The 25,973-nt window shown below is 52.2% G+C and carries 22 protein-coding genes and 1 tRNA gene; 7 read left to right on the top strand and 16 right to left on the bottom strand.

Going from position 1 to position 25,973, the window contains the following annotated elements; genetic code table 11:
• The first annotated feature begins 36 nt into the window (after nucleotides 1-36).
• Nucleotides 37-1,857 carry a M3 family oligoendopeptidase gene (locus GS646_RS09625; RefSeq protein WP_171182768.1) on the top strand — a complete coding sequence of 607 codons (1,821 nt, stop codon included), beginning with the start codon at nucleotides 37-39 and terminating at the stop codon, nucleotides 1,855-1,857.
• A complete protein-coding gene (locus GS646_RS09630; protein ID WP_171182766.1) occupies nucleotides 1,854-2,336 on the top strand; it encodes a GNAT family N-acetyltransferase in 483 nt (160 codons plus the stop codon). Before GS646_RS09625 ends, GS646_RS09630 begins: the two co-directional genes overlap by 4 nt.
• A gap of 10 nt (nucleotides 2,337-2,346) precedes the next feature.
• On the opposite strand, the gene GS646_RS09635 is transcribed toward GS646_RS09630, so the two are convergent.
• The 5 genes from GS646_RS09635 to GS646_RS09655 form a co-directional block, all read right to left on the bottom strand.
• Complete coding sequence (locus tag GS646_RS09635) at nucleotides 2,347-3,225, bottom strand: DMT family transporter (RefSeq protein WP_171182764.1); 879 nt, start codon at nucleotides 3,223-3,225, stop codon at nucleotides 2,347-2,349.
• Nucleotides 3,226-3,238: 13 nt separating this feature from the next.
• The gene (locus tag GS646_RS09640) at nucleotides 3,239-3,508 is read right to left on the bottom strand and encodes a DksA/TraR family C4-type zinc finger protein (protein ID WP_171089440.1); all 270 of its coding nucleotides are present in this window, start codon (nucleotides 3,506-3,508) and stop codon (nucleotides 3,239-3,241) included.
• A 58-nt stretch (nucleotides 3,509-3,566) separates the two neighbouring features.
• Nucleotides 3,567-4,541 carry a Gfo/Idh/MocA family protein gene (locus GS646_RS09645; RefSeq protein ID WP_171182762.1) on the bottom strand — a complete coding sequence of 325 codons (975 nt, stop codon included), beginning with the start codon at nucleotides 4,539-4,541 and terminating at the stop codon, nucleotides 3,567-3,569.
• A 157-nt stretch (nucleotides 4,542-4,698) separates the two neighbouring features.
• The gene (gene rpoH / locus GS646_RS09650; RefSeq protein ID WP_171089435.1) at nucleotides 4,699-5,595 is read right to left on the bottom strand and encodes an RNA polymerase sigma factor RpoH; all 897 of its coding nucleotides are present in this window, start codon (nucleotides 5,593-5,595) and stop codon (nucleotides 4,699-4,701) included.
• Nucleotides 5,596-5,737: 142 nt separating this feature from the next.
• Entirely contained in the window at nucleotides 5,738-6,775 is a 1,038-nt protein-coding gene (locus tag GS646_RS09655) for an RluA family pseudouridine synthase (protein WP_171182760.1), read from the bottom strand.
• Between GS646_RS09655 and GS646_RS09660 the strand changes: the two genes are divergently transcribed.
• Entirely contained in the window at nucleotides 6,774-7,076 is a 303-nt protein-coding gene (locus GS646_RS09660; protein ID WP_171089432.1) for a DUF6476 family protein, read from the top strand. The genes GS646_RS09655 and GS646_RS09660 overlap by 2 nt on opposite strands.
• Nucleotides 7,077-7,120: 44 nt before the next feature.
• Here GS646_RS09660 and GS646_RS09665 read toward each other — a convergent pair whose 3' ends face one another.
• From GS646_RS09665 to GS646_RS09680, 4 genes are all read right to left on the bottom strand, one after another.
• On the bottom strand, nucleotides 7,121-9,022 hold the full coding sequence (locus GS646_RS09665) for an ATP-grasp fold amidoligase family protein (protein ID WP_171182759.1): 1,902 nt from the start codon (nucleotides 9,020-9,022) through the stop codon (nucleotides 7,121-7,123).
• Nucleotides 9,023-9,047: 25 nt separating this feature from the next.
• The gene (locus GS646_RS09670) at nucleotides 9,048-10,100 is read right to left on the bottom strand and encodes a glycosyltransferase family 2 protein (protein WP_253746378.1); all 1,053 of its coding nucleotides are present in this window, start codon (nucleotides 10,098-10,100) and stop codon (nucleotides 9,048-9,050) included.
• Between the two features lie 22 nt (nucleotides 10,101-10,122).
• Nucleotides 10,123-10,794: a class I SAM-dependent methyltransferase gene (locus GS646_RS09675; RefSeq protein WP_171089425.1), complete on the bottom strand. Its 672-nt coding sequence runs from the start codon at nucleotides 10,792-10,794 to the stop codon at nucleotides 10,123-10,125.
• A 108-nt stretch (nucleotides 10,795-10,902) separates the two neighbouring features.
• Entirely contained in the window at nucleotides 10,903-12,777 is a 1,875-nt protein-coding gene (locus tag GS646_RS09680) for a glycosyltransferase family 2 protein (protein WP_171646807.1), read from the bottom strand.
• A 388-nt stretch (nucleotides 12,778-13,165) separates the two neighbouring features.
• Here GS646_RS09680 and GS646_RS09685 point away from each other — a divergent pair, with 388 nt between their 5' ends.
• A complete protein-coding gene (locus GS646_RS09685; protein ID WP_171646805.1) occupies nucleotides 13,166-13,447 on the top strand; it encodes an Arm DNA-binding domain-containing protein in 282 nt (93 codons plus the stop codon).
• Nucleotides 13,448-13,743: 296 nt separating this feature from the next.
• Here the strand turns inward: GS646_RS09685 and GS646_RS09690 are convergent, their stop codons facing one another.
• A complete protein-coding gene (locus GS646_RS09690; protein WP_171646803.1) occupies nucleotides 13,744-14,685 on the bottom strand; it encodes a PleD family two-component system response regulator in 942 nt (313 codons plus the stop codon).
• Nucleotides 14,686-15,241: 556 nt separating this feature from the next.
• Between GS646_RS09690 and GS646_RS09695 the strand changes: the two genes are divergently transcribed.
• On the top strand, nucleotides 15,242-15,982 hold the full coding sequence (locus GS646_RS09695; RefSeq protein ID WP_253746376.1) for an acyl-homoserine-lactone synthase: 741 nt from the start codon (nucleotides 15,242-15,244) through the stop codon (nucleotides 15,980-15,982).
• Between the two features lie 403 nt (nucleotides 15,983-16,385).
• A complete protein-coding gene (locus GS646_RS09700; RefSeq protein WP_171182751.1) occupies nucleotides 16,386-17,522 on the top strand; it encodes a response regulator in 1,137 nt (378 codons plus the stop codon).
• Nucleotides 17,523-17,585: 63 nt separating this feature from the next.
• Here GS646_RS09700 and GS646_RS09705 read toward each other — a convergent pair whose 3' ends face one another.
• Nucleotides 17,586-18,836 carry a cytochrome P450 gene (locus GS646_RS09705; protein WP_253746374.1) on the bottom strand — a complete coding sequence of 417 codons (1,251 nt, stop codon included), beginning with the start codon at nucleotides 18,834-18,836 and terminating at the stop codon, nucleotides 17,586-17,588.
• A gap of 385 nt (nucleotides 18,837-19,221) precedes the next feature.
• Between GS646_RS09705 and GS646_RS09710 the strand changes: the two genes are divergently transcribed.
• Nucleotides 19,222-20,655 carry a cell wall metabolism sensor histidine kinase WalK gene (locus GS646_RS09710; protein WP_171182747.1) on the top strand — a complete coding sequence of 478 codons (1,434 nt, stop codon included), beginning with the start codon at nucleotides 19,222-19,224 and terminating at the stop codon, nucleotides 20,653-20,655.
• Between the two features lie 796 nt (nucleotides 20,656-21,451).
• On the opposite strand, the gene GS646_RS09715 is transcribed toward GS646_RS09710, so the two are convergent.
• From GS646_RS09715 to GS646_RS09735, 5 genes are all read right to left on the bottom strand, one after another.
• Nucleotides 21,452-21,802 (bottom strand): hypothetical protein, encoded by a 351-nt coding sequence (locus GS646_RS09715; protein WP_171182745.1) that lies wholly within the window; start codon nucleotides 21,800-21,802, stop codon nucleotides 21,452-21,454.
• A 220-nt stretch (nucleotides 21,803-22,022) separates the two neighbouring features.
• Entirely contained in the window at nucleotides 22,023-23,462 is a 1,440-nt protein-coding gene (locus GS646_RS09720) for a peptidoglycan-binding protein (protein ID WP_171182743.1), read from the bottom strand.
• 76 nt (nucleotides 23,463-23,538) lie between these two features.
• Nucleotides 23,539-24,240 carry a C39 family peptidase gene (locus tag GS646_RS09725; protein WP_171182741.1) on the bottom strand — a complete coding sequence of 234 codons (702 nt, stop codon included), beginning with the start codon at nucleotides 24,238-24,240 and terminating at the stop codon, nucleotides 23,539-23,541.
• Nucleotides 24,241-24,385: 145 nt separating this feature from the next.
• Entirely contained in the window at nucleotides 24,386-25,630 is a 1,245-nt protein-coding gene (locus GS646_RS23205) for a site-specific integrase (protein WP_171182739.1), read from the bottom strand.
• A gap of 181 nt (nucleotides 25,631-25,811) precedes the next feature.
• Nucleotides 25,812-25,898, bottom strand: a tRNA-Leu gene (locus GS646_RS09735).
• Nucleotides 25,899-25,973: the final 75 nt, after the last annotated feature.

The following is a 25,973-nucleotide window of genomic DNA, read 5'->3' on the forward strand; positions in this document are numbered from 1 at the left end:
TAGATGTTTGCAAAAGCTATCTACAAAAGGTGATCCATGCGCGACCTTCCCTTTCCTGTCCGAGACGCAAACGCAATGGGCGGTGCCGACAATCTTGGCAACCTTCCGGAATGGGATCTGAGCGATCTCTACACCTCGGAAGACGCACCCGAGCTTGAGCGCGACTTGGGCTGGCTGGAAGGCGAATGCGCCGCCTTTGCCGCAGACTACGAAGGCAAACTGGCCGATCTGGACGCAGACGGCTTGCTGGCCTGTGTGTTGCGCAACGAAAAGATCAACTCCATTGCCGGCCGCATCATGTCCTTTGCCGGTCTGCGCTATTATCAACTGACCACGGATGCCGAGCGCGCCAAGTTCCTGTCGGACATGCAGGAAAAAATCACGATCTTCACCACGCCGCTTGTGTTTTTCACGCTAGAACTCAACCGTATCGACGATGACGTGCTCAAGGCGCATTTCGACGCCAATGCCGATCTGGCCCGTTATGAGCCCGTTTTCCGCCGCATCCGTGCGATGAAGCCCTATCAACTATCCGATGAGCTGGAAAAGTTCCTGCACGACTTGGGCGTTGTCGGCGATGCGTGGGAACGTCTGTTTGATGAAACCATAGCCGGGCTGACCTTTGACGTTAATGGCGAAGAACTGAACATCGAAGGCACCCTGAACCTGTTGACCGAGCAGGATCGCGCCAAGCGTGAAGCGGCCGCGCGGGAACTGGCATCGGTGTTTCAGGACAATATCAAGACCTTTGCCCGTGTCCACAACACCCAAGCCAAGGAAAAGGAAATCGTCGACCGTTGGCGCAACATGCCCAGCGCGCAAACCGGGCGTCACCTGTCGAACGATGTAGAGCCCGAAGTGGTCGAAGCGCTGCGCGAGGCGGTTGTGGCCGCCTACCCCAAGCTGAGCCACCGTTATTATGAGCTGAAGCGTAAATGGCTGGGTCTTGACGTGATGCAGGTCTGGGACCGCAACGCGCCACTGCCTATGGAAGACTCGCGTGTTGTCAATTGGGACGAGGCGGAAAAGACCGTCATGGACGCTTACAATGCCTTCGATCCACGCATGGGAGAGATCGCATCGCCCTTCTTCTCAAAGGGCTGGATTGATGCAGCGGTGAAACCCGGCAAAGCGCCGGGTGCTTTTGCCCACCCGACAGTCACTGACGTCCACCCCTATGTGATGCTCAACTATCTGGGCAAACCGCGCGACGTGATGACACTTGCACACGAGCTGGGCCATGGCGTGCATCAGGTGCTGGCCGCCGATCAGGGTGAGATGCTGTCCTCAACCCCGCTGACACTTGCTGAAACAGCGTCTGTCTTTGGCGAAATGCTGACCTTCCGCAAAATGCTGGAACAAGCCGAAACCCAAGAGCAACGCAAAGTCCTGCTGGCCGGTAAGGTCGAGGACATGATCAACACAGTGGTCCGCCAGATCGCCTTCTACGACTTCGAATGCAAGCTGCATGCGGCCCGTCGCGAAGGCGAACTGACCCCGGATGATATCAACGCCCTGTGGATGAGCGTTCAGGCCGAAAGCCTCGGCCCCGCGTTTGAATTCATGGACGGGTACGAGACGTTCTGGGCCTATATCCCCCACTTTGTGCATTCGCCCTTCTACGTTTACGCCTATGCCTTCGGCGATGGCCTCGTGAACGCGCTGTATTCTGTTTACGAAAGCGGCGCGGACGGGTTCGAAGACAAGTATTTCGAAATGTTGCGCGCCGGTGGGTCCAAACATCACAAAGAGCTTCTGGCCCCGTTCGGCCTTGACGCAAGCGATCCAAAATTCTGGGACAAAGGTCTGTCGATGATCTCGGGCTTTATTGATGAGCTGGAAGCGATGGAGGGGTGATTGCACTCCAACCTTTGAACCGCAATGAGGCAAATCGGGTCGCGGGTATCACGCTGCGGCCCGATCAGTTAAAATTCGCGGGTACTGTAGAAGAAGCTTTGGCCGAGCCTGCGGAACGGTTCGATCTCCATCAAATAATGCTGAACCAACGCCCTGTGGGCCTGTTCAAAATCGATCGCTTTTACTGGCAAGACTATCCTTTTGCCTCTCAAAACGATCTTGGATTAAGGGCTGTTATCCTCGACCATAGCGTTCAGGGCCAAGGGCATGGAACCGCCGCCATGCGCGAGTTGAGGACATACCTGCCTGCATTGTATCCGAAGGCGAACGCTCTGTTTTTGACCGTTAACCTCGAAAATCCCGTTGCCGTCGCTGTGTATCGCCGCGCTGGTTTCGAAGAGACCGGAGATATCTGGCCTCATGGCGAGGCCGGGCCCCAATACATAATGTCCCTGCCCTTATCAGCAACGGCAGTGTAGCGACGAACACCTATTCCGCTTTCTTCATTGATGTCAGAAAGATAGCCCCTACGATCAGCGTCGCCCCCACGATGGCATGCGGCGTGATTGTTGCGCCCAAAAACAAGGCCGAATTTACAAAAGTAAACACGACCGAAGCTGCAAATAGCAAAGTCGCTGTCAAAGTCGAAACCCGCGCGGCGGCCTCGTACCAAAGATAGTAGGCCAACGCGGTTGGCAGTACACCCAACAAGATCAAAAACAAAACGTCGTTAGCCGTTGGTATTTGCAATGAAAAGGCGGCCATTGGTATCAGCAATACTCCTGAACAAAGGAAAATGCCGAACAGGAAATTCAGTCTCTCTCCTGTTGATTTCGAACTGCGCATTGCACGGCTGCTGGAAATTAGAAACACGGCCCAACTGAGGCCCGCACCGATTTCCAGAAGATCACCGAACAACGGTTCGCCACCCCCCTGAAAATCCCGGTAAACTGTTAAAAAAACGCCAAAAATTGCAAGTGCCGTCGCCAAAACGTCTATGCGCGTCACCTTCGTATCTGCAAAGAAATAGAGGAAAACCAGAACAAAGAACGGCGCGGTATTCTCGAGCACCATCGCATTTGCCGCTCCTGTGTGCTCAAGGCCAATATGGAACAGGATGTAGTTGACCACAGTCGCCAGTACCGCCAGACGGAAATTCCAATCGCCCAGTTGGATCGACACAGAAACCCGCATCACCCGCAACATGCAATAAATCGCCAGAGCGGCGATAAACAGGCGTGTGACAGCAATCTGTAATCCGCCCAGATCACTTGTTAGATAGCGCACGATGACACTGTGCGTGCCCCAAAGGAACGCCGCCAGAAACCCCAGGACCAGACCGTTTTGCATCAGTTTGGTTCCGAGCATCACTGAGCCGCACTTACTTTAGCTGGCTGTCTTTAGAGCCCCGGCGGTTCATTCCGCCCCGAACTTTAGTCACGCCATCGCGGTCTTGCTGGCAATCCAGACACAGCTTAACGCCCGGCAGCGCAGCGCGTCGCTTTTCCGGAATCGGCTCTTCACACTCCGCACAATGGGTCAGGCTTTCGCCGACGGGGCGCTTCTGAGCTTGCATCCGCGCCAGTTCGTCCGAAATCGAAGCTTCGATTTGTTCGCTTACCGCTCCATCGCGTGCCCAGCCACCTGCCATGGGTTTCCTCCTGAAACATGGAACAACAGGATAGCCGAGCCCCTAGGCGCTGAGCAAGTTACAGCGACACCGCGTCTTCAAATACACGATCAATCACCTCTTGCGTGCCGCGCGAAAACTCTAGTGGGCAGGGATAATCCGCACCATCCCGGATCGACCGGCAGAACGCTTCTACCTGCAATTTGTAATGGTTTGCCGCTGGGAACCTGTTGACTTGAACTTCAAGACCTGGGCGGTGCAGCTCTACCCGTGCCTCGCCAAACACACGCGCATTGAAAGGCGTTGTCAGACGGATCAGACCACCCTCGCCATGAAACACCATTTCCTGATGAGGGTGCATTCGGATGGACACGTAGGCCGAATATGTAAAGCCAGGGAATTGGGCGCGGATTTCGGTAAAGGTGTCTATGTCGTTCTGCCAGCGGATTGCAGATTGAACCGCCACAGGCTCTGCCCCAGTGGCAAAGCGCGCGCCGCCGATGACGTAGACACCAATGTCCCGCAATCCGCCGCCGCCCGTTTCGGCCCGGTTGCGGATGTTCCCCGTGTCCGCCCGATTGTCAAAACTGAACGCGCCGGTCACATGCACCAAATTCCCGATGGCACCATCGGCGATCAGATCACGTGCCAGCTGCCACTGGGGGTGATGCACAATCATATAGGCTTCGGCCGCAAGCACCCCTGTCTGGTCGCGCTTGGCGATCAGTTGGTCAAACTCAGCGGCCTTCATGGTCATTGGTTTTTCGCACAGTACATGTTTACCGGCGTCCATTGCCCTTAGACTCCACTCGACATGCATGTGGTTCGGCAAGGGGATATAGACCGCGTCGATGCCGGGATCTGACAGCAAAGCCTCGTAGCTGTTCAATACGCTGAGGTCCGGGCAAAAGGACAGAAATGGATTTGCCTTTGCTGCGTCAGATGTTGCCAATGCAGCCAAACGAGCACCACTTGCTGCATGTATTGCCGGAGCCATATGCTCGCGCGCGAATTTCGCGGCCCCCAAAACGCCAAACTGAACAGGCTGTTGCATCGCACTCTCCATCCGTTTCTGTATGACCTCTCTGCCGCTTTTGACGTTCGCGAGTCAATTCACGGGTCGATCCGGTCACATAGATCAACGGTCCATAACGAATTTTCAAAGGGGTAAAACGAAACCAGCCCGCAGAGATTGCGGGCTGGTGTTTAGCTCAGCTGGTTGCCAGCATGCCTTTTTCGCGGGCAAGGTCCCGCATCTTCTTTTGCAGTTTCTCAAACGCGCGCACTTCGATCTGGCGAATACGTTCGCGGCTGACGTTATACTGCGTGCTCAGCTCTTCCAGAGTCACCGGCTGATCCATCAACCGGCGCTGAGTCAGGATGTCCTTTTCCCGATCGTTCAGCACATCCAGAGCAGCAGTCAGCAACTCGCGGCGTGCTTCCAGTTCGTCGCGCGCTTCATAGTCGCCCGCCTGATCGGCATCTTCATCTTCCAGCCAATCCTGCCATTGCATCGTGCCTTCACCTTCGGACCCCACGGTCGCGTTCAGCGAGGCATCCCCACCGGACATACGGCGGTTCATGCTGATGACTTCTTCTTCGGTCACGCCCAGATCATTGGCGATCTGTTTGACGTTTTCAGGACGCAGGTCGCCCTCTTCCAACGCGCCGATACGGGCCTTGGCCTTGCGCAGGTTGAAGAACAGCTTTTTCTGAGCCGAGGTTGTACCCAGCTTCACCAATGACCACGACCGCAGGATATATTCCTGGATCGAGGCACGAATCCACCACATGGCGTAGGTTGCCAGGCGGAAGCCTTTTTCAGGGTCAAACCGTTTCACCGCCTGCATCAGGCCGACATTCGCCTCGGAGATCACTTCGGCCTGCGGCAGTCCGTAGCCGCGATAGCCCATAGCGATTTTGGCCGCCAGACGCAGGTGAGATGTCACCATCTTATGTGCGGCTTCAGTATCCTGCTCTTCGACCCAGCGCTTGGCCAGCATGTATTCTTCTTCCGGCTCCAACAGAGGAAACTTGCGAATTTCCTGCATATAACGATTCAGGCCGCCCTCGGGCGTCGGTGCGGGGAGATTTGCGTAATTTGCCATTATGATGTCCCTCCGACAAATGTTTAAGTCTTTAACATAGGATATGGGTAAGGAACCCTGCCTATTCAAGAGGTGCTGTTATCAGTCTGAAATTAAACTTCTGTTAAGGGAAGATAAGAAACTCTTTCTCACGGGACTTTGCTTATTGTGACACTGGTGTGCGCAGCCCTGCAATCAGGGATTTCATGTCCTGCGGAAGGTCGACCTCGAACCGCAGGTTTTCGCCGGTCACCGGGTGTTCGAACCCCAAAACCGCTGCATGAAGGGCCTGACGCGGGAAATCGCGGACAGATTCAGCCGCCGCAACCGAAAACGCCTTGGCAGACAGCTTGCGCTTGCCGCCGTAAACCGGGTCTCCGACCAGCCCATGTCCTGCATGAGCCATATGGACCCGGATCTGATGGGTGCGTCCGGTTTCCAGCCAGCATTCGATCAGAGCCAGTCCTGCGGGTGTACCAAAACTCTCAACAACCCGTGCACGCGTTACTGCGTGGCGACCCCCATGGAAGAGAACAGCCTGCCTCTGACGGTCGGTCTTGTGGCGCGCAAGCTGCGTTGTCACACGCATGATGTTGCCGGGTTCGAAATTGACCCCTTTGACACCGCGCAAACGTGGATCGTTGGCGTCCGGCACCCCGTAGCACACGGCGCGGTAATACCGCTCGACGCTGTGATCGGCAAACTGCGCAGCCAAACCGTGATGCGCTGCATCCGATTTGGCCACCACCAAAAGGCCACTGGTTTCCTTGTCGATGCGATGCACGATGCCCGGGCGCTTGACCCCACCAACACCTGACAGATCATCCCCGCAATGGTGCAGCAGCGCGTTTACCAGCGTACCGCTGGGCGAACCCGGCGCGGGATGTACGACCATGCCTGCGGGCTTGTTCACAACAATCACATCCGCATCTTCAAAAACGACCTCAAGCGGGATGTCTTCGGGGCCGATATGGCTGTCTTCGGCCTCGGCCACGACAATGGTAATCTGCGCCCCTTCCGCAACTTTTGCCTTAGGGTCACGTGCCTCGCGCCCGTCGATCTGAACCGCACCCTCTTCGATCAAGCGCGCTAACCGGGTGCGCGACAGGTTTTCACCATCTGGCACATCCCTTGAAAGCGCCTTATCAAGGCGTGACGGCGGATCAGCCGCGATCTGAAACTCAATCTGGCGGGTGCCCATGACTGTCCCTTCCGAACCCCAAGAACCGCAGGAAACACCGCAGCTGCGATTGCTGCGGCGGATGGTCATGTTGTTGACCGCGGTGATGATTGGCGGGGTTCTAGTGACATTCGCCCTGATTGTCATCCGCCTATCGGACCGCACACCCACCCTTCCGGATCAGATCGAGTTGCCGGACGGTGCGAAGGCCCAGGCGCTGACCATCGGCTCTAACTGGTACGCGGTTGTCACGGATGACAACCGTGTTCTGATCTTTGACAAAACGACCGGAAAGCTGCGTCAGGAAATAGTGGTCGAGTAAGCAAGGGCGAACGCCTTGCCCCCATACCAGATTTGGCATGCAGCTTAATTTTCGTTCGGGAACAACGACGTACCAACCCACGCCGCGCCCAATCGCTGATCCAGCGCGTCTGACCGTATTTTCAGTTTTCCGACAAGCGGAGACAGAGTAACCTCGCGCAGGCAGATCCTTTCCCCCACCAAGCTCAAATCTACTCTGGCAAATTCGACGTCTTGCGCCAGAGCTTCTGCGATCCCGACCATCTCGTCGAATTGCGCGGGCCGCGGCTCTGTGTCCGAACTGGTTGGGAAAAACAACTCATCTGGTCGGAATGTATAGTCTCGGTCGTGCAGCATCTGAATGCGTCCGCGCCCCCGGTCACGGTCGACCTGCACCAAATGAACACAGCCAGCGATCACCCAGAACTTCCAATCGGTGACTGTGTGTTCACCGGCTGTCAGATCTTCCTCAAGACAATAGTTGGGCTGCCGGGTAACGCGCCACCAGTCCCCGGTCCAGAACCCTTCCGGCGTTTTGGTTTTGTGCCACGCGGCCATCTGATTGTTTGCCGCGTCGCGCTCAGCGTCATCCAGCGGAAGCGACACGCCAATCCTGTGCGCAACGCTGGCCGAGCCTTTCAGGCTGTATTCACCGGGCTCGTCAGAAAGCGCTTCAGGCAGGGTCGGTATGTGTGAATGCCATACACGCCTCGGCACAGTCAGACCGTCCGGCACCTGCTCCACTGTTTTGTCTTGTTCTGCAACAAACGCGTCGGGAACTGCACCAAACAGCTTCATCACCAACAGCTTTTCGGAAAAGGTTTTCGGCGCGCAGAGATCAGGTAGACGGCGGTGGCTTTCGGCATAGTTGAACAGCGACATGGCAAGCGCATTCAGACGCGCAGCCTCACTGCCGTAGTGATCCCAGCCACGCAGACGGCCCGGACGGGGCAGATCATTCCCGCCATAGAGATTGTCAGAATGGATCCTGTCCAGCTCTGCCTGCGCGACTTTCAAATAGTCTTCTCTGTCTGACAGCAGGGCCGTAGACATTGCACCGCCTGTGGCTTTTCGGATGTCTTCTGTTGTTGGCCGTAACGCGGGCAGGTCGGCCGGAAACTCGATCGGTTTGGGCCCCTTTCTGCCATGGCGCGGCAGAGGCGCATCGCTTGCTCGGATGCCCAGGTTTCGCAAGCGTCTGTCCAGGAAAGAATGCCTTTTGATGCCATTTGCGATCCACCACCGCATCCGGCGACCCCACAGGTGCACTGCAAGAGTGTCGTCCTTGATGTATGTCTTTCTGAACTCTCGGACGTGAATATCGTTGGCTTGCCCGGCCTGACGGAACGGCAACGGATAAAACACCGGGATTGGACTGGCATTTTTCAGTTCGTCATGTTGGCGCAGATACCATGTCATAACACCCGGTCCGTAAACGCTGTGCTCCTGATCCGAAGCATGCGGCAACTCGCCGGCGCGCTTCATCCGCTCAAGCTCTGCCCGTTCATCACCTTCGACCCAGGGACGGATCGGGTAAGGATCATTGCTGTACTCAATATACGCGTCCAGTGCCGGACTGTTCGAGGGCAGCCGCATCACGGCATTACAGATCGTGTCTCTGTTGAAGTAGCCAAAGATGTGATCAGCCCAAGGGATCGGAGACAGTGCCACCACATCCGTATCGCACCACAGGAAATCCGTCTTTTTCATCAACTGCAATCTGAAGATGTCAGATTGCGGAACCGGCGTTTTGAACTGGTTGTTCATGATGAACTGTTTCGGCTCATGCACTTCGTTGGCCGATACCAATTCAACGCCAGACGGTACGTTTTCGACCTGCCCATAGTGAAACAAAACCAGCCTGTGGCCCTGTTCGATAAAGGACAGCATGCACATCTGTTCCAGAAAACTCAGACGGCCTTCCATCCAGAGCATCCCAATCGTCGGAAGAGAGCGATCCGCAACCATAGTTTTTTCTCCGAGGGGTGATCTGTTAGGTTTCTGGCGTCTGTTCACCGGATGCAGGGGTGGGCTCTGCCGAAAGCCGCTCCCGCACAATGCGGTCTTTTTTGACAAACTCCACCGCCGGTTTTGCCAGCAGTTTCTGGTACAGTTCGTTGTAATCTGGCTGTTTCAGAAGATCGTTGATCAGCGCCTTGTGCCAGCGGAAAGACTTTCTGTGTAACCGTTTAAGCCGGTCATCCGCTCGAAACTCCTCTAACACCGCGTCAACCTCATCCTTGTATCGCAGGATAGTGTCATCCGTTGCGCCGCCGCGGTTCCAGCGATCCCAATAGTCCGTACCAAGCGTCTGAGATGAGTGGTTCGCCCTGCCCCGACTTCGTTTAGCCAGGTAAGCTTGAGTAGACCGTACCGCATAGTGATTTATTTGCGCGATTTCAAAGCCAAAGGGTGGCGAGACGTGATTGCCAAAAGGCGCGGGTTCTTTGGCATGCCCTCCGGGCACAGAACGGAAAACTGCCGCCTGATACTCGGCCCGGGGATGAGGGTTGTGAAGCCCATAGCGTAAATAGACTTCACCTTGCCGGAACATGGATTTCACAAAACGGCGCCCTGCCCCACCCTGTTCATAGTCCAACTCACCGTCAAAGAATTGCTGCGTCACAGGCGTATCACGCATCACGTGCCGACCGTTGTTCGAAAAAATCTTCCACGGAATCGAGATGACATCGACCCCCGGTGTCGCTTCGATCAGGTCGTCCAGCTTGTTATTGCCGACGTGAATGTTCAGGAACTCGTCCGCGTCGCCCACGTAAATCCACTTGGCCTCTTTCACGACCGGCAGACGGCGCGCCTGTCTGAGAGCGGACCGGTGAATCCCACCTGTTCCAACGCGGTTTTTGTGAAACTCGACATGGCCCAAGTCCTGCAAACGGCGAAGTATTTGGTTTGTGCCGTCCGTACAATCGTTGGTGTAGACAATGATCCGGTCGAACCCCAAAACCTTGTGATGGGCGACCCATTCCAGAATATAGGGCCCCTCGTTCTTCATCGCGGTGATGAGGATTTTTTCAGGCTTAACCATCGCTGCCACTCAATCCCGTCGCTTAACTGGCCTGCCCTTTGCTGTCATCCTGCGGAACAATCTTTTCAATGGCGATCTGAGCACCGGCAATTGCCCGGATGCGCAACGCGCGTGGATACTTGCCAAGAAACTCGTTCACCGCCCGGATGACGCCATCACCCCACCAGCCCCGACGGTGGTAGTCATCAAAGGCCATGATCCCACCAGGTTTGATCTTGGGAAACAGTGCCGCCAGATCGGCGGTCACGCCTTCATAAGAGTGGTCGCCATCGACATAGGCAAACGAGATGCTTTCGTCATCAAACAGTTCAAGCGCAGGCACCGAGAAATCCCGGATGATACCGACCTTGCCCTCTTCAATCTCTTTTTCGAACGACTTGACCACTTTCTGGAAGATGGCCTCCATCTTTTCGTCTTCGGTCCGGCCAACAAATGCGGTTGTGTGCGACTCTTCCCCGATGTGTTTCCAAGGATCGATAAGAAACAGCTGACTGGGCTCAATCAGTTTGAGAATGGTCGGCGAGAACTCTCCTTGCCAGACACCGATTTCAACTGCGACACCTCCTTTTGGAAGGCGCGACAGAAACGTGCGGCGGATTGCATCCTTGGTGTTCTTGCGCTTGGTTGCCTTGTCGGCCTGCGGCTTTTCCTTACGCCCCGGCGCGGCACCAATGATCTGGGGTTCGTTTGCCATCTCAACCTCGTTCTGTGTTCGAAGCAGGCATCAAAACGATGCGACCACCCCACTTTGTTCTTTTCTAGATCGCTACCACGACAACAGCGCAAGAGCCAGAAGCTTAGGTTATTCTTTATCGAGCGGGGGCAATTTGTCGATCCCAAGCCACGGTGGCTCTAAGCTGGTTATTCTGTAGGACCCGGCATTGCCCGCCAGGAACCGGTTGATCGCAGCAGACATCCCCGAATACGACCCCTTGCCGCGCCTGTAAGACGTGAAGGCGATGCTGCCACCCGGCGCAAGCACCCTGTCGATCCGTCTCAGCAATTGAAGCATAACGCGTTCGGCGCGAACGCCACGAATGACGACGACGCCAATGCTTTGATCTTTGAACAGTTTCAACATCAAGGCCGGCATCGCCCTGTACACACGCAACTTTCCCGACAGAATGGGCTCGCGGAAATACTCGAGAAACGCATAGAACGCGCGGTCAAGCGCCTGCGCGCCCTCATCTTGGGTCGTGTCCGGGCAGGCAAACCCGTTCCAGGACAAGCCCCAAGGCGCAATTACGGTCAATTGCGCAACAGTACCCAAATCCAGTATTTCCTGGACGATTTCTGGTTCAACCTGCCCGATCAGGACCCAGGATTTCTTTCCGCTGATCGACTTCAGGAATTTCTTGCGTTGCTTTGCCGTTCTTTCAACTTCCTTAGGTGTTTGCGGCAAAAAACTGGGATCTCTTGGATCAAACGGCAGATCGACCTGTTTCGGGTCAGTGATCTTGGCGTGTTCTGTCTTAGCCTGTTCACAATCCATTGGCGTGTCCAGGGCATCAAGCCGAACAAACCACGGGTAATTCAGCGTCTTATTGTTCGAGATTATCGCCATTTGCCCGATCCGGTTCCATTTCGCGACCTGCGCAAAACTGACCTCGGGGTCTTTGTACACTTCCACATCGAACGAAGTGTTGGCTTCTTCCAGGACCCCCAAATCCAAGGCTTTCAGGTTCTGGCCGCTGCGGAAACTCTGATACCTCCGAATAAAGCTCTTGGCGGCGTCGGTTTGGCGAACCGTGGCAATCCGGGACTTATGAAACTCAACAGCCTGTTCGTGGAGGTTTCGCAAGATTTCGTCCTGACACAGGCGTTCATATGCGTGACGCATACGGTCCAGCTTGGACAGAACTGACCGTTCCTCGACATCATTGAAGCAATGCATGTGCCAATAGGCCTGTCCGGTCGCCTCCATCTTGGGATGAAACGCCGTTGTGTTCACATCCCCGCGAAGCCGCTTCATCAGATAGCTTTCGATGGACCTGACGGCATAGTGGTTCATACGAAACAACGAAGTTCCAAAGGCCGCACCAGTTGTTGTAAACGCCCAGCCACGCCGACGCATTGCAGGTGGTAGCGGATCGCCGTCACCATCGACCCAAGCGAAGTTTTCAACTTTACCCTTGATCGGACCGCGCGGTCGATGCGTGTTGACCAAACGATAAGATCCATTGTTGCGGATCAGAGATTTGAACGCGCGCAAATTCTGCGGCATGACCATGCCCATCTCGCCGGCGCGCGTGAACTGTTCAATTACGAACTTGTCTTCGAACTCGACAATCCCGTTGTGCCCAAACATCTGCCATAGCGCCGCAAAACCATCTGCATGTGGCAACGTTCGGAAAAGATCGTCCAGCGTGCCTTCGCCGACGCGAATATCGAAGAATTCATCAACATCACACACCAGAATCCACTCGGCCTCGGACGACCAGGGATGCTTCATTGCGTTGGCATAAGCCGAGGCTTGCGGCCCGTGTTTCCACGGTCCCGGATTGTCGATATGCGCCAGAAAACCAAGCCCTTCACACCGTTTGAGGATCGCATCCGCACCATCCGAGCAGTCGTTCGAGTTGACGATGAAATGTGTGAAACCGATCGATTGGTAGTAGGCAATCCACTCGAGAATGAAAGGGCCTTCATCTTTCATCGTGGAAATGACTAATCTCATCAACGCATCCCGCAATCATGGCCCCGGCATTCAGAGATGCAGGAAAAACGCATCCGAGCAAAGGCATAGCTCGCATCCCTGAACAGGGCTGTGTTACGGGCCGTGGATTGGCAATGCAAGTGGGCAGCAGCTTGTTGCCCTTTCAGACGTCACAACCGTGTCCGAAGCGCACGTGCCTGGCAGCTTGCGAAAATGAGCGTGCCACAGGATTAAGGTATGATTTGGTGCGGTCGAGATGCATTGAAGACTTGAACACGCATAATTCTGACCGCTTCAGGTTGCCTCAAGAATTCTACTAAACCACTGCAAAACATAAAATTGTGCTTTCCATTCGCGTCAGAGCGGTTCACTGCGTCTCACACTATAAGGTGGACCAGAGGGTGGACCAATGCCAGCACTCAACAAGCTATCATCATTGCAGGTAAAGAATGCCTCACCCGGCAAATACTCGGACGGCGGGGGCCTCTGGTTACACAAAAAAGATGGTGATGACGGCAAGTGGTTCCTTCGGGTCCATGTCCACGGGCGTCGCAGAGAGATGGGTTTGGGCGCTCTGTCAGCCGTATCTTTGAAGGAAGCGCGCGAGGAAGCCGAGAAATGGCGACCCATAGCCCGCAAAGGCAAAGACCCCATCAAAGAACAAGAACGGATACGCCGGGAAGCTGCTTAGACCGATCACGCCTTGACCGTGATCGCGAAAGAAACCTTCAGGAAACTTCAGAGAGGCGAATACGCCGGATCTCGCATCAGATCAAATTTCGAGAAGAAGCTTACGGCTCTTTCTCCGAGTTGTTGCCGCCGGGTAGGCACTGAGAACGGACAAAGTAGGCCAAAAGCAAAAAAGGATGAACGTCTGATGAACGAGCTCGCGGATCTATTTTAACCAGCAAAATGAAAAACTCAGGGCGTTCTAATGTATTTTTCATCAGCAGCCTAGTCTCAAAAACGATCCACATATGCAGTTTTTTAACCGATATTCGCCGCTCGACCTTCCGACATTTCAACCATTTCGACGGCCTTGTCTATCAAGAACAACGCCTCCATCTTGGTTTTGGCTTTGAGCATAACTTCTTCGCTAACTTGGAAGCCAATTGGCCGACCTGAAGTGGTGTCACTGGAAATTTCTTTCAATGCTTCCGGAAGCGGAGCTCCCAACTGGTCCACGCTCAAATTAATTTGATTGTCGTAGATCACCAAGAACACGCCATTTCCCCAATAGGTCGCCACTTTACGCCCTTCCTGACTAGCTGACAGAACCGCTGTACCAGCTAAAGTCATGGCACTTCGGAATTCACTGACCGTGCTCTTCTCAAAGAGTTGTTCGGCGCCTATGCATTTCACCGCCACAAGCTTTGCAGCCATGGAGTGCATCGTTGAAAGCTGATTTACGTAGTTCTCAAATTCAGCTAACCCAATGAAACCGGGCAAATCTCCGAAACATTGCGGATCACTTAAGCGAACGTCCGGACTATTACCAAAACACAACTCAAAATCCGCTTCAGCTTCCAGCACTTCGATTGCGGCTCTGCGTTCCGCTGCCATTCTATAGGCGTCAGATAACCTCTGCTTCAGATCAGAGAACTCAAAAGGCTTTGTAACGTAGTCCGTCGCCCCAACTCCGAATGCTTCGTCGATGTACTCTTTTTGCACCATGGCGGTCACCATGATAATGGGCGTGTACGTGTATTCTGGTAATTTTCGCACTTCTTCGCAAAGAGTTATGCCATTCATTTGCGGCATCTGCACATCCAGTAGCAAGCAGTCGAACGCTTCGTTAGGTCGTGACAGTATTTCAATGGCCTCTGGCCCACTTCTGGCGGTGACGACGTCTTTATAACCGAACGCGTCTAGAACTCTATCTAGCAACTCCAGGATGCTAGGATCGTCGTCTACAGCAAGTATACGCATAACTTTTCACCAACCTTTTACATCTCACCAAACGTTGGGCATTGCAGACTTCAGGCAACGGTTGGCTCGCGAATGATACACTCAGGGTTTTCTCAGCCTCTCTTACGAAGGCGGCAAAACGGTGACATAAGGTGGGCTTCCTTATGTCTGTGCATTTTTTTAATTTGTACAATTCTTCCCGTGCGAGAGCGCATACTGAAAAGCAAATCTCTCCAATTCTTGATGCCGTTCTATCTTTGCTCCTATCAGCCGTCACGACGGCCTCGAAATACTATCGGATAGCTAAACCGCGCCTGATCCATCGAGAATTTGAAAAGAATACATAAGAGAAGCTGTATTTTTTCAAAGTGTTGCCAGACATAGGAAAAAAAACTGAACCTGCGGAAGAAAATAGAAGGCAAGAACTTTCTAGAGTTTTTGGTCAGTCAGCGAAGGTAACCAAAGGAAGGGAGGAGATTTAGACACACCTATCCATCTATTCGGGCAACTACCGCATAGGGTTGTGGACTAGCTGAGTTAAATCTTGCCATAAGTGTGTCAGAAATATGAGTAAAATATGGACCAACCACTCAGGTATAAGCAGACATACCCGGTCCCGGAAAAGCTTCCGGAACTAACACCTGCTAACGGCACTTCAGACGCACCAAATACTTTGGCGCGACTAGAAATTTTTGCTGTCAACAGCAGTCCGCCAATGCCACGTGGTAATATTGGCCATATTCGCGCGACTACACTTAATTTTCGCAATATTTCCGAGCATGGCACCCTTCTGACAAAATACCTTGAAACCAGAAAATCAATTTTCATTGACCAGTTAAAGTGGCAAGTTGGTGAAGCTGACGGGATGGAATTTGACCAATACGACACGCCAGCCTGTCGATGGGTTGTGTTGCATGAATTCGGTGAGGTCTTAGGAGGTGTGCGACTTCTGCCCACGACCGCAGAGTGCGGGGTATATAGTTATATGCTGCGCGACGCGCAAAGAGGTATCCTTAAAGGAATACCATCTGACGTTCTATTTATTGACGCCCCGGTAAAGCGCTCTGTTTGGGAAGCTTCCCGTTTCTTCGTGGCAAAGGATGTTGCATCGTCACGCAGGCTTCCGGTTCAACAAGAGTTGTTTCACCAGATGACTACTGTCGCGATGGAAGGTGGTGCAACCAGCATCCTGGGCATCGTCCCCTCAGTCTGGGCGCGGTGGTCACGGCGACTGGGCATCAATGCCTCGCCTGTCGGCGCAAAGTTTTCCATCGATGGCACCATCAGTCAGTCGGTTTTATTTAATATCCACAAGTAAATGGAACACCTCACCCACTAGATTGTCTTATTTGCTCTTGGACGCCCGACGCATATTTCATTGCAACCAAGGTTGATTTTAAGACTATTGGGAAAACTCGGCTGTGTTGCATTTTCGTGGGGTTTCCAGAGTCGATGCGTAGACTTCCAACCGTTGTTCAATCCCGTAGTTTTGCGATCGTAGACTGCCCTTTCGCGCCAACAGATTGCCGAAAAAATAAGGTTAAGAGAAAGCGACGCTAGCTCACAACAATAACTGGCAATTCGTTGTTGAGGCCGTTGGCGGCAAATAAAGGTCAAGAAAAAGCCCCTTTCTACGAAGACTTTCTCCATTTTTGCCGCTGTTTCGACCCACTCTCCTCATAAGTTTATCCCGTTATGAGGATATCGACGGTTCACCAGTTATGAGACATTCCACATTTGGCAGTGATCGGTTCCAAAGAAATTTAGAGCATCGAGCGCAAAGAAAGACCGCACTTACTGTACTGGCGGTTGATGATGATCCTGACATTTTGAAATTGCTCCAGTCAGCACTTCCTGAACTCGAAAACTGCAATGTGGCTGCTGCCAGTTCAGCTGATGAAGCGCTTGGGATGATAGAAGCAGCAGAATCCCCGTTCGACTGTCTGCTTGTTGACATTCAGATGCCTGGAACCTCAGGGATAGAGTTGCTTTCACAAATCCGAAACCTGCCGGAAAATCTGGAAACACCTGTCATAATGCTGACTGCACTGGATGACAGGCACAACATCGAGAAGGCATTTTTAGAAGGCGCATTTGATTATGTAACTAAACCCTTCGACTTCTTTGAATTGCGCAGCCGTATGAACGCTGCTCACCTTCTGATGATGGAAAGAAAGAAAACCCAATCCTCATCGGCGTCGATAGAAAATCTTCGCAGTGAATTGGATTTCAACCAGAAATTCAATTTCAAGGATCCTTTGTCTATCGACGAGCAGGAACAATGCTTGGGGTATATCGAATTCGACAACTATGTCCAGCAGCTTTCACGGAGGCGTCGATTTGACACCTGGGTCACCGCAATCAAATTTCGTGACGCCGAGTATCACTTTGATCTGAAGAATTTTGGTGATTTTCGGCGATCTGTTTCCGACATTGGATTCTGCATTGAAAGAACAACACAGGCTGCTGGAGGAATCTATTCCTATCGCGGGAGCGGCGTATTTCTTGTTGTTACACATGGGCGGGAACACACCCAGAATATTCCGACCGAAGCTTTCCTAAACCAAGAACTAGGGACTGTTCTCAGCAACCGCTGCGCATCTGTCCATCTTAAAGTAGTGAAAGGTACACCGGTATCGCTTCGTTCTATTACGAAGGTTGGAGCGTTCGCCTCTTTGGACATGGCTATCAAAAAAGTGAATTATCGTGAGGCCGATCTCAGAAAGGGTCTGGTTACAACCTCTTCCACATTTTCAGAGCCCACCCCGCATCGCAAAGAAATGGTCAACGATAGATTGTTTGATGTAGTCTTGCGTGAGCTGTACGGCGATAACACTTACCTCACTCGCCGGCAGTAAGCTAATTCTATCGCCAAGCCTGACGTCGAACAAAGGTCAGGCACTGGAGTTTAGATATCAACTTTATTCGCGAACCCGTTCGGCATTGAGGATGAGTGGGCCACTGGTACGCATGGTGAATGTCAAAACTGGTTCCGGTAATTCAGACTCTGTAATCGAGAAATTTATTCGACGGAGCACCGAAGCCATAAGTACCATGATTTCAGTTTCAGCGTACTGAGCACCAATGCAGATTCTTGGACCATCTCCAAACGGAATGTACTGACCTCGAGGTAGTGTAGATCCCAAGAACCGTTCCGGTCGATAGTGGTCAGGAGCATCCCATAGTTTTTCGTTTCTGTGCAAAGAGTAAACTGGGAAGAACAGCGCGTCACCATTTGCAATCTTTACCCCTTTGATTTCAAGGTCGGCAATTGCGTCTCTAGCAAAGAACGCGGCTGAAGGGTAAAGCCGCAGCGTCTCTTTTACATGGGCGCGCAGGAGTGGCATTGCCTCCAGATCAGAAAACTCCATTGGACCTTTTGGGCGTACCGACCGAATTTCTTGTCTAACCATAGCTTGCATATCTTGGTGCAACGCCAGCAGATAATACCCCCAGGCCAGAGCGTTGGCGGAAGTCTCATGACCAGCGACGACAAAGGTTAAAAGGTTGTCAACGGTTGTCGCTTCATCCTCGAAATCTGTTTTCAACGCCTCAATCATGAAATCGAGGAAATCCTGTGGCTCGCTGCGGCATTCGGAGCGACGCTGATCAATAACCTGTCTGGCAAGGTTCCGCATATTAGTGACCGGGGCCAGGCTGCGTAGCCAATTCTTGCGCGGCACCCACTTTGGCAAACCCATTAAATCGAAAAGAGACAAATCAGAGATGTACTCAAAATACTTGATCAGCCCCACGCGTATTTGCTCTGAACTGACTTTCTTGTTACCCGAAAAAATCACCCTGGAAATATTCGTCAACGTTGATGCAGGCGCAATTTGTGCAACATCTACGGGGCCTTCGTGTTCCGCCAATGAATCTGCAATCTCGAAACCAGTCTCTGCAAAATGCCGAGCCAGAACCGGGAGGTTCCTGGCGGCGAATAGTGGAGAATACCTACGCCGCTGCTGACGCCACTTTTCCCCTTCAGAGAGTATCAACCCGTTGCCTACAGCCGATCCAATAATGTCTTTAGTGAACTTGGCTTTAGGAAACGAACGACCCTGCCCGACAAGTAACTCGGTTATTATTTCAGGATCGCAGATATAGTGTATGTTCAAGGGCCCACGAACATAAGTTTCACGCAGAGTTTCGGCCGGGATGACTTCAAACATGTTTCGACCAGCGGACCTTGCAAACTGAAGCAGTGTCACCGGCTTTTTTGCAAGCCGAGCCGAAACAGGAGCGACTGCGCCCTGCCCCAACTTCGTAAATTCAACTGCAGTCAAACCCCAACCCTTTTAGATTTTCTCCTTCTTTCTGGCACATTAAGATAAAAAAAATTGCACTTAGCAACGAGATCGTCAATTTTGGGCGCCTCACACTGCATTTGCGCAACAAAAATTTTTCAACCTCTCACACCAGAATCTTGCGTGAAACGCCAACAATCACGGTGGCCTGCAAAGGATTAGCGCCAAACTGTGAACCCAATTCAGACCAACTAAGTCCTCATTGTGCCGCTAATGGTACTGTCCAAGCGCGAAAAACGAAGACATCTAGATGACAGCCATCGACGCCAATCTGCCGGACCGGGACTCTGGTGAAACGGAAAACCGGCTTCTGCAAAACATCAAAGATTATACTGCCATGAGCTTTGCGCTTCTGTGGCAGCGGCAGGCTATTTATCTGGCCACGACCATTTTGACTGCGTTCTTCTTCGATCCCATTAACGCCATGCTGTTCTACGGGACAATCCTAATTTGCGAAGCGCAAGATTTATTGCTGGCCAAACGCGTACCGCGCTTAAAGCCAGATCAGCACAAAGCAATTAGTATGATGGTTGTTTGGATTCTGTTGAATACGATCCTCAGCGCAACTGCAATCTGCCTGTATGCTGTTTCAGTTGCTTTCGCACAGCCCGCCGGTGGTCACTTTACTCCAATGTTCTTCTTGTTTGCTGCGGCGTTGTTTGCAGCAATGAACAACCATCAGTTTCTGTGGGCAATGATTATCCGTCTGACCATGTACGGCGTATCGTTCATGTTGATTGTCGTCAAGGATATCTGGATCGAACGCCCCGAGCTTTCATCTGAGCTCTGGCTGCACTTCTTCACCGTTATCTTTGTCATGTACTTTCTGATTGACTGTTCGATGGTGTTTCTGAAGCTCTATCGCAGGAATTTGGAACAACTTGAAAAGCTCAAAGCAGAGCACGAAAGAACAAAGGCGGCCTACATTGCGAAAACTCAGTTCATATCGACAGTTAGCCATGAACTGCGTACGCCTCTCACTTCGATCAAGGGATCACTTGACCTAATCAACACAGGCGCATTGGGTGAAGCTCCAGAATCAATGCAAAGCCTCATTCATTTAGCAGGTAAAAACTGCGAACGGCTCGCATCCCTAATCAATGATGTGCTGGACATTCAAAAAATGGAAGCGGGCGAGATGAACTACCGTGAAGGAATTGTTGATGTACACGCGCTGATTCAGGAAGCGATTGCCTGTAACATGGGATACACCAGTGCTCACAACGTAGAAATTGTAGAAGACTTGAGGGGAAACAATGATCTGTACGTTAAAGGTGATGCCTCCCGCCTTCTTCAGGTGTTGGCCAACATTATCTCAAACGCAGCTAAATTCTCCCTTGATGGTGGCGAGATAACCGTCGGATGCGAGAAAGTCGGCGGGAATATTCGCCTCTTCGTCAAAGACCATGGCATCGGGATTCCTGAGGGGTTCCATGACAAAGTTTTCGATCGCTTTTCTCAGATAGACTCCTCCGATGAACGTCACGCAGGCGGTACCGGACTCGGGATGCACATTTCAAAGGAAATTGTTGAGCATTTTGGCGGAACAATAGACTACAGCAGCAAACTTGGTGAAGGCACAGAGTTCTTTATTATGTTCCCCGCGATAAACGGGCACGAGGTAGATTCCGCCGGAGCCGAGCACACCTCACTACCGTGCACCGCGCAATCCAAGCAAATTTAGCCGAATCCCACTAATCAAGTCACCGTGCTTTTTCGAAGGAACCCCATGATTTTAGCGCGGATTTTTCGCCGTACATTTAACGCCAAAATTACATGACCTCATGGCAAGCTCGAATCCGCCTGCGGTAAAATGAGGGAGCCTGCATATTGCCAATGCAACTCCAAAAAAAAGAAAATGCTGTTCCGGTCATGAGATCGGAACAGCACACTCGTTACCAGATACATTTCCGAAGATGCAGTAGATTCACAACTTTCGGCAAATAGGCCTACTACTTGCAGGCCGCGATACTTCCACGAACATCATAAAGAATGAGCTGTCCAAGCACCGAGAATTTCTCGTGTTTTGTTCGTTTTAGTAGTTCTAATTGATGTAAACCGGAAACAAAGAAGCCAATGACCGCCGGACTGTCAACATATTCAGCTTCTTCATCGATTCATACCCCCATGTATCGGAAAGGTTTCAAAATGACCGAGCAGCCCTGCCCCACGACCGACCAAGCCCAACCCGATACCGAAGTTGTACATTCACCTGCAACAATGGTCCGGCAATCTGGTCGCCTCCGCTCAGAGCAACAGTGGGAAATTGTCAGACAACTACTGCACCCGATGTTGATGCAGAACTATTTCGGCCAAGCCATTGCCGATGCGTTCGGAATTTCCGTTGAAACAGCATACAGATGGAAGCGGAGACTGTTGGATGACCTGCGCAAGGAAGCGGTATCCATGCAGCCACGAGACTTCGTGATGGAGAGCGTGTCCTCTCTCCGGCAAGTGCGTGCCGAAGCATGGGCCGGTTATCAAACAGCAAGCGACGCTAAAGAAAAGCGCGCCTTGGGTGCGTTACCCTCATCCTCGGCAAACTCAGGCAGTTCTCCTATGGCCTCTTCTAAGGCGTTACTCTGTCGTGCCTTCTCTTTGGCTTCGGCTTCTTCGGCCTCACGTTTCTTGTCCTCAGAGTTCAGGAACCTGTGGGCTTCTGCCAACCAACTTGCCCTAGGCTCAGAGCGAGAGATGACCTCACCAGAGGCAGGGTCAATCTCCGGGACACCGTAGGTCAGACCGTCGAGGAACTTCTCCCTCAGCAGAATGCGACCCTTGAGTCTCCCCTGATGGTGCCCCTTAGGAAGGGCGTGAACTAAAACTTTCATCTAACGGGCACGTGACCTTAAGCACCTTATTTATATGGTGAGAAGTGACCCCCAGGAGAGTTCATCTCTCCCCGTTTTTTTCCGCTACCAACTAGGACCAACCTACAGTGGGGGCCTTCAAGGGAAACAAAGGGACTGTCTGAAGATAGCACGCCTAGCAGACGTATTCAGAAGATAAACTGTGCCGGCGGTCAGAATCTTTCTTTGCCGAAAGTACAGCTCATTCAATCTCGACTAGGAATGAATGAACCCATTCACGCTCATCATTCCAAGTTGGACTTAAAACCGTTTCTGTCTCTGTTAGAGACGGGAGAATTTGTGAATAAAATGATGCAGTTCGTTCGTTTACGCCTCCCCAATTATTGGGCTGACCTCGTGCCCAGTTTGTGTAAGAAATAGGCTCTCCATTCATCCAACTCCAACCACCAGACGGCTCTGGTGCCCCGTGTTTTTGGAATAGGCCTATTGTTGGTCCAATCCACGCTGATCCACTATCGCCAAGCACCCAGAACTTTGCATCACTGGTGGAGAGATCAAAGGCAAAGCTGTTTTCTTCACTTGATGAAATCGCGGCTAGATAACCGTTCGCTTGTTTCGAAAGTCGAACAGCATCGGACCACGGGGTTGAACCATTTGCCAAAACAGCAACATACAAGTGGTCATTAAAGTAACTGAAGGCAAACTCCATTCCTTCAAATACGGTAGCAACGCGACTTAGGCGCTGATCGTCTGTGAGAACCGAAAACACCTCTGGGTGCCGTATCATGGCTTTGCGGCGATTTGCTATGACATTATCCCAATCGGCACCCAGAATTCGCATTGGAACTCCTAGGGCACTAGCGGTGTCAGCGCATAGTATACCCGTCTCGGGGAGGCCGTGGTCCAACTGAAAATCAGCCAATGCCATCCTAGTGTTTACTCCAAAAATACCGGGGTCATATTCTACTAGGTAGTTTTCTTCAGTAAGTCGCTGTTGAGCATCACGTGCCATTTGTTCCAGGCGAAATTCCAAGTCCGGTAGATCACCACTAGAAGAAACAACCCAGAAGATGGGCCCTGCAAGCAGAATTGCCACTAAGGCTAGTACTGTCATGCCCGGTCGCGTGAAACGTCTAGACAGTTTCTTAGTTTCACTGTTCTGCAAATTGACTGGAAGAACTGAATAAACACGAACCGGAGACGCGATGTTCTTTAGTTTTTTCTTCCCAAGCGACTGATAGTCGACCTGCACTTGGTTCTTAAGCAGGTCGTAGGCTGCGCCAGAAATCACTAAACCCCCAGCGGGAGCAATGCTTTCGAGCCTAGCCGCCACGTTGACGCCGTCTCCAAAAATGTCACCGTCATCGAAGATTACATCCCCAAGGTTGACGGCCATGCGGTAGCTGATTTTTTTCGAAGCTTCGCGACCTTCTTCTCGTGCACTGATTTCTTGTTGAAGGTGTATGGCGCACTGAACGGCTTCGACTACAGAGGAAAACTCCGCTAGTAATCCATCGCCGGTGAACTTGATTATGTTGCCATTAAACTTCGAAATTGACGGCTCTATCAGCTCTAGTCGGTATCTCTTTTGCCGGGTTAGCGTCCCCTCCTCATCTGTTTCCACTAATCGGCTAAAGCCGACCATGTCACAGGCTAAAATTGCTGCAATCCGCCGTTCCAAGCGAGAAGACCTCCAACACAAATACTAATGCCTAGGATTCAATCTTCAGAACCCGGCAGTTCAACGAGTTTTCATTTTACTTTGGAAATGTGAAAACTGCAGTTCGGCTATTTCCAAAACGATGATCGTGCCAAAAGTAAGACAGCTCTCGATAACTAAAGACGCGCGACCTGTTCTTAGGCAATAAAGGGTCTCGTACGAAAACAACCTGACGGTTGTCATCAAATCCTGTTACCACAAAAGTGTGGCCATCATCTTGGTGAACATCAATTAACACCGGCATTCCCTTGGAGAGGTGCTTCTTAATCTGCTTAAGACCAGAGTTAAAGCCAGCGCTTGTCTTCGGAAAACTGCGAATTTTCCACTTGTAACCGAATTGCCTGAGAGCATGATCAAGATCTACAAAGTAAGTGAATTCAACGTTTCTGAGGTTCGGAGGCTTGTGGTCCTCAGCCAGCTTCTTTAGCTGAGTGGGATTTGCTTTTTCACCATAGTAACGGATAACCATTGCGGCAGAAGTGGGCACACACAGGTAGGGCTTTTGCTTGATGTGGGGTACATCCAATCGCACATAGCTTTTTGACATATCTGGCGGTGGAAGACTTCGATGTGCGACTGACCCGTCACGCCATGATAACTCAGCAAAGACATTAGCAGGCGCAAAAACAAGTACTGTAACCAGAAAAGAAACTGTAAGCAGGCTCCTGAATATACACGCGCTCAGAGCAGCGCACACATTTACCCTTTTTTCTGTCTCAAAAAATTTTGGCACAAGCATAAACGACTAACTTTCGAAAATGGCGGTAGTGTCTGATTAACAGTACCAAATATGCTCGAAAGCACAAATAGAGTAGGAAATGTGGCTATGGTTGAGTTCATGTCTGAAACAGCCAATACGGCAGGACAACGGCCTAATAACCAACTTAAAGTCCCGCTTTCACGCCCCACCTAGCGAACTCTCGAAGCCGTGCCTCACGTCCCCCATATGTATTCTCTGCTACCGATTGGGCGGAATGCCCAAGGTAACCATGACGCACCTCAACAGGTGCACCTGCGTCCCTCAGCTTATCGCTTGCTCTGTGTCGAAGCCCGTGGACCTTCATGCGCTTGTCGTCAGTGTTCTTTCTAACAGCTTTCATCAAAGCCGCAGAGGCAGCCGTAGGGCCTCCGTCACGGCCATAAGAAGGGAATAAAGGCTGGTTACCCTTATGCCCCTCAACACGCTCCCTGAGGCTGTCTGAGGCTATTGGAACGTACCTGTCACTGTTGCTGTTCTTGATGCCGTTTATTTCGTTCGGGGTGATAAGGATGGATGGAGTTTCCCCTGTCAGGTCCACATCGCTGATGCGCAGACCGCAGGCTTCGCCTAGGCGCATCCCGGTACCCTTCAGCACCCGCCACATAACAGGAAGGTCTTTGCTGCGACCACCCTCCAAGGTCTTTTGCACGGCGTCGACAACGCTGTCTGGTAGCGGGACGTTCTTATCCAGTGAGCTAACCTGTTCCTTAGGCCAAGGCAGACGCTCGAAATGGTTTCGCTCAGATGGTATCTCCAATTCCCTGACAGCATGGTTGTAGGCAGCGGCTACTATGATCACCTCACGTTGACACGACTTCAGGGCCAGAGGTTGTCCGTAGGCTTTCTTGAGGCCAAGCAGATGGTCCATAAAGCTACGCGCAGTCTGGCGGTCGATACTCTCAATGCTCACATCTTCAAGGGGCTTGCCTAGGGCGTCCTTCAGTCGGCCAAAGGTGCGGTCAATTCTCACCATCGCCTTTCGGTCTTCGGCCAAACCTTTGTCCTTTGCATAGGTGTCTCGCATGTCGGCCAGCGAGGGCTTCGGGGGCTCTCGATTAGGGTTCAGGACAGCCGCTACCACTTCTGGGTCCTCTCCACGGGCAGCCAGACTGTGCCCCACTACACCACGGGTCCAGCTATCTTCCGGGTCCAACCCTTGAACACCCTCCATGTATTGCTCTGCTAGGCGCTGGGTATCGATGAACTTCTGAGTGGCCGACCTGTTATCAACCTCAGGGTGCCGCCTAAGGGTGTCCTCAACAATGGCGTCAAAATTTCCTAGGTGAAACTGATACTCGCGCTGAAAGGCGGCTCCATCACGTGCCTTAATGTGCTTCTGGTAAGCGTCCTCACCAAGAATTTCGCGCACCCTCTTTGGCCACCTTCTGCGGAAACGCCACTGAGTGTCACTGATTTGGTCTACGTATTTGATAGTCAATTCAAAGGCCATTGTGTGCTGTCCGTGTGTGCTGTTTGCGTTATGCGACACACTCGGAAAATGCTGAATGCCCTTGTTTATAAGGCCAAAAACCAACTGATCAAGCTAGTTCTGGTGCGGTCGAGAAGACTCGAACTTCCACGGGAGTTACCCCACAGCGACCTCAACGCTGCGCGTCTACCAATTCCGCCACGACCGCACTGCCAGTGACTTGGTAGAGCGGCGTATAGACGTTGGCGCGCGCGATGTGAAGAGGCAAAAACGCTCTGGTTTA

Source organism: Ruegeria sp. HKCCD4315 (genome assembly GCF_013112245.1).
In the GTDB taxonomy this organism is placed as follows: Bacteria; Pseudomonadota; Alphaproteobacteria; order Rhodobacterales; family Rhodobacteraceae; genus Ruegeria.

Coding starts and splice junctions, on each gene's coding strand:
- GS646_RS09675 (WP_171089425.1), bottom strand. CDS start 10,794: ATGGCAAACGAACCCCAGATCATTGGTGCCGCGCCGGGGCGTAAGGAA.
- GS646_RS09645 (WP_171182762.1), bottom strand. CDS start 4,541: ATGCAACAGCCTGTTCAGTTTGGCGTTTTGGGGGCCGCGAAATTCGCG.
- GS646_RS09670 (WP_253746378.1), bottom strand. CDS start 10,100: ATGGTTAAGCCTGAAAAAATCCTCATCACCGCGATGAAGAACGAGGGG.
- rpoH (WP_171089435.1), bottom strand. CDS start 5,595: ATGGCAAATTACGCAAATCTCCCCGCACCGACGCCCGAGGGCGGCCTG.
- GS646_RS09640 (WP_171089440.1), bottom strand. CDS start 3,508: ATGGCAGGTGGCTGGGCACGCGATGGAGCGGTAAGCGAACAAATCGAA.
- GS646_RS09635 (WP_171182764.1), bottom strand. CDS start 3,225: ATGCTCGGAACCAAACTGATGCAAAACGGTCTGGTCCTGGGGTTTCTG.
- GS646_RS09705 (WP_253746374.1), bottom strand. CDS start 18,836: ATGTTTGAAGTCATCCCGGCCGAAACTCTGCGTGAAACTTATGTTCGT.
- GS646_RS09625 (WP_171182768.1), top strand. CDS start 37: ATGCGCGACCTTCCCTTTCCTGTCCGAGACGCAAACGCAATGGGCGGT.
- GS646_RS09725 (WP_171182741.1), bottom strand. CDS start 24,240: ATGCTTGTGCCAAAATTTTTTGAGACAGAAAAAAGGGTAAATGTGTGC.
- GS646_RS09710 (WP_171182747.1), top strand. CDS start 19,222: ATGACAGCCATCGACGCCAATCTGCCGGACCGGGACTCTGGTGAAACG.
- GS646_RS09690 (WP_171646803.1), bottom strand. CDS start 14,685: ATGCGTATACTTGCTGTAGACGACGATCCTAGCATCCTGGAGTTGCTA.
- GS646_RS09685 (WP_171646805.1), top strand. CDS start 13,166: ATGCCAGCACTCAACAAGCTATCATCATTGCAGGTAAAGAATGCCTCA.
- GS646_RS09680 (WP_171646807.1), bottom strand. CDS start 12,777: ATGAGATTAGTCATTTCCACGATGAAAGATGAAGGCCCTTTCATTCTC.
- GS646_RS09655 (WP_171182760.1), bottom strand. CDS start 6,775: ATGGGCACCCGCCAGATTGAGTTTCAGATCGCGGCTGATCCGCCGTCA.
- GS646_RS09660 (WP_171089432.1), top strand. CDS start 6,774: ATGACTGTCCCTTCCGAACCCCAAGAACCGCAGGAAACACCGCAGCTG.
- GS646_RS09700 (WP_171182751.1), top strand. CDS start 16,386: ATGAGACATTCCACATTTGGCAGTGATCGGTTCCAAAGAAATTTAGAG.
- GS646_RS09715 (WP_171182745.1), bottom strand. CDS start 21,802: ATGAAAGTTTTAGTTCACGCCCTTCCTAAGGGGCACCATCAGGGGAGA.
- GS646_RS09695 (WP_253746376.1), top strand. CDS start 15,242: ATGGACCAACCACTCAGGTATAAGCAGACATACCCGGTCCCGGAAAAG.
- GS646_RS09665 (WP_171182759.1), bottom strand. CDS start 9,022: ATGGTTGCGGATCGCTCTCTTCCGACGATTGGGATGCTCTGGATGGAA.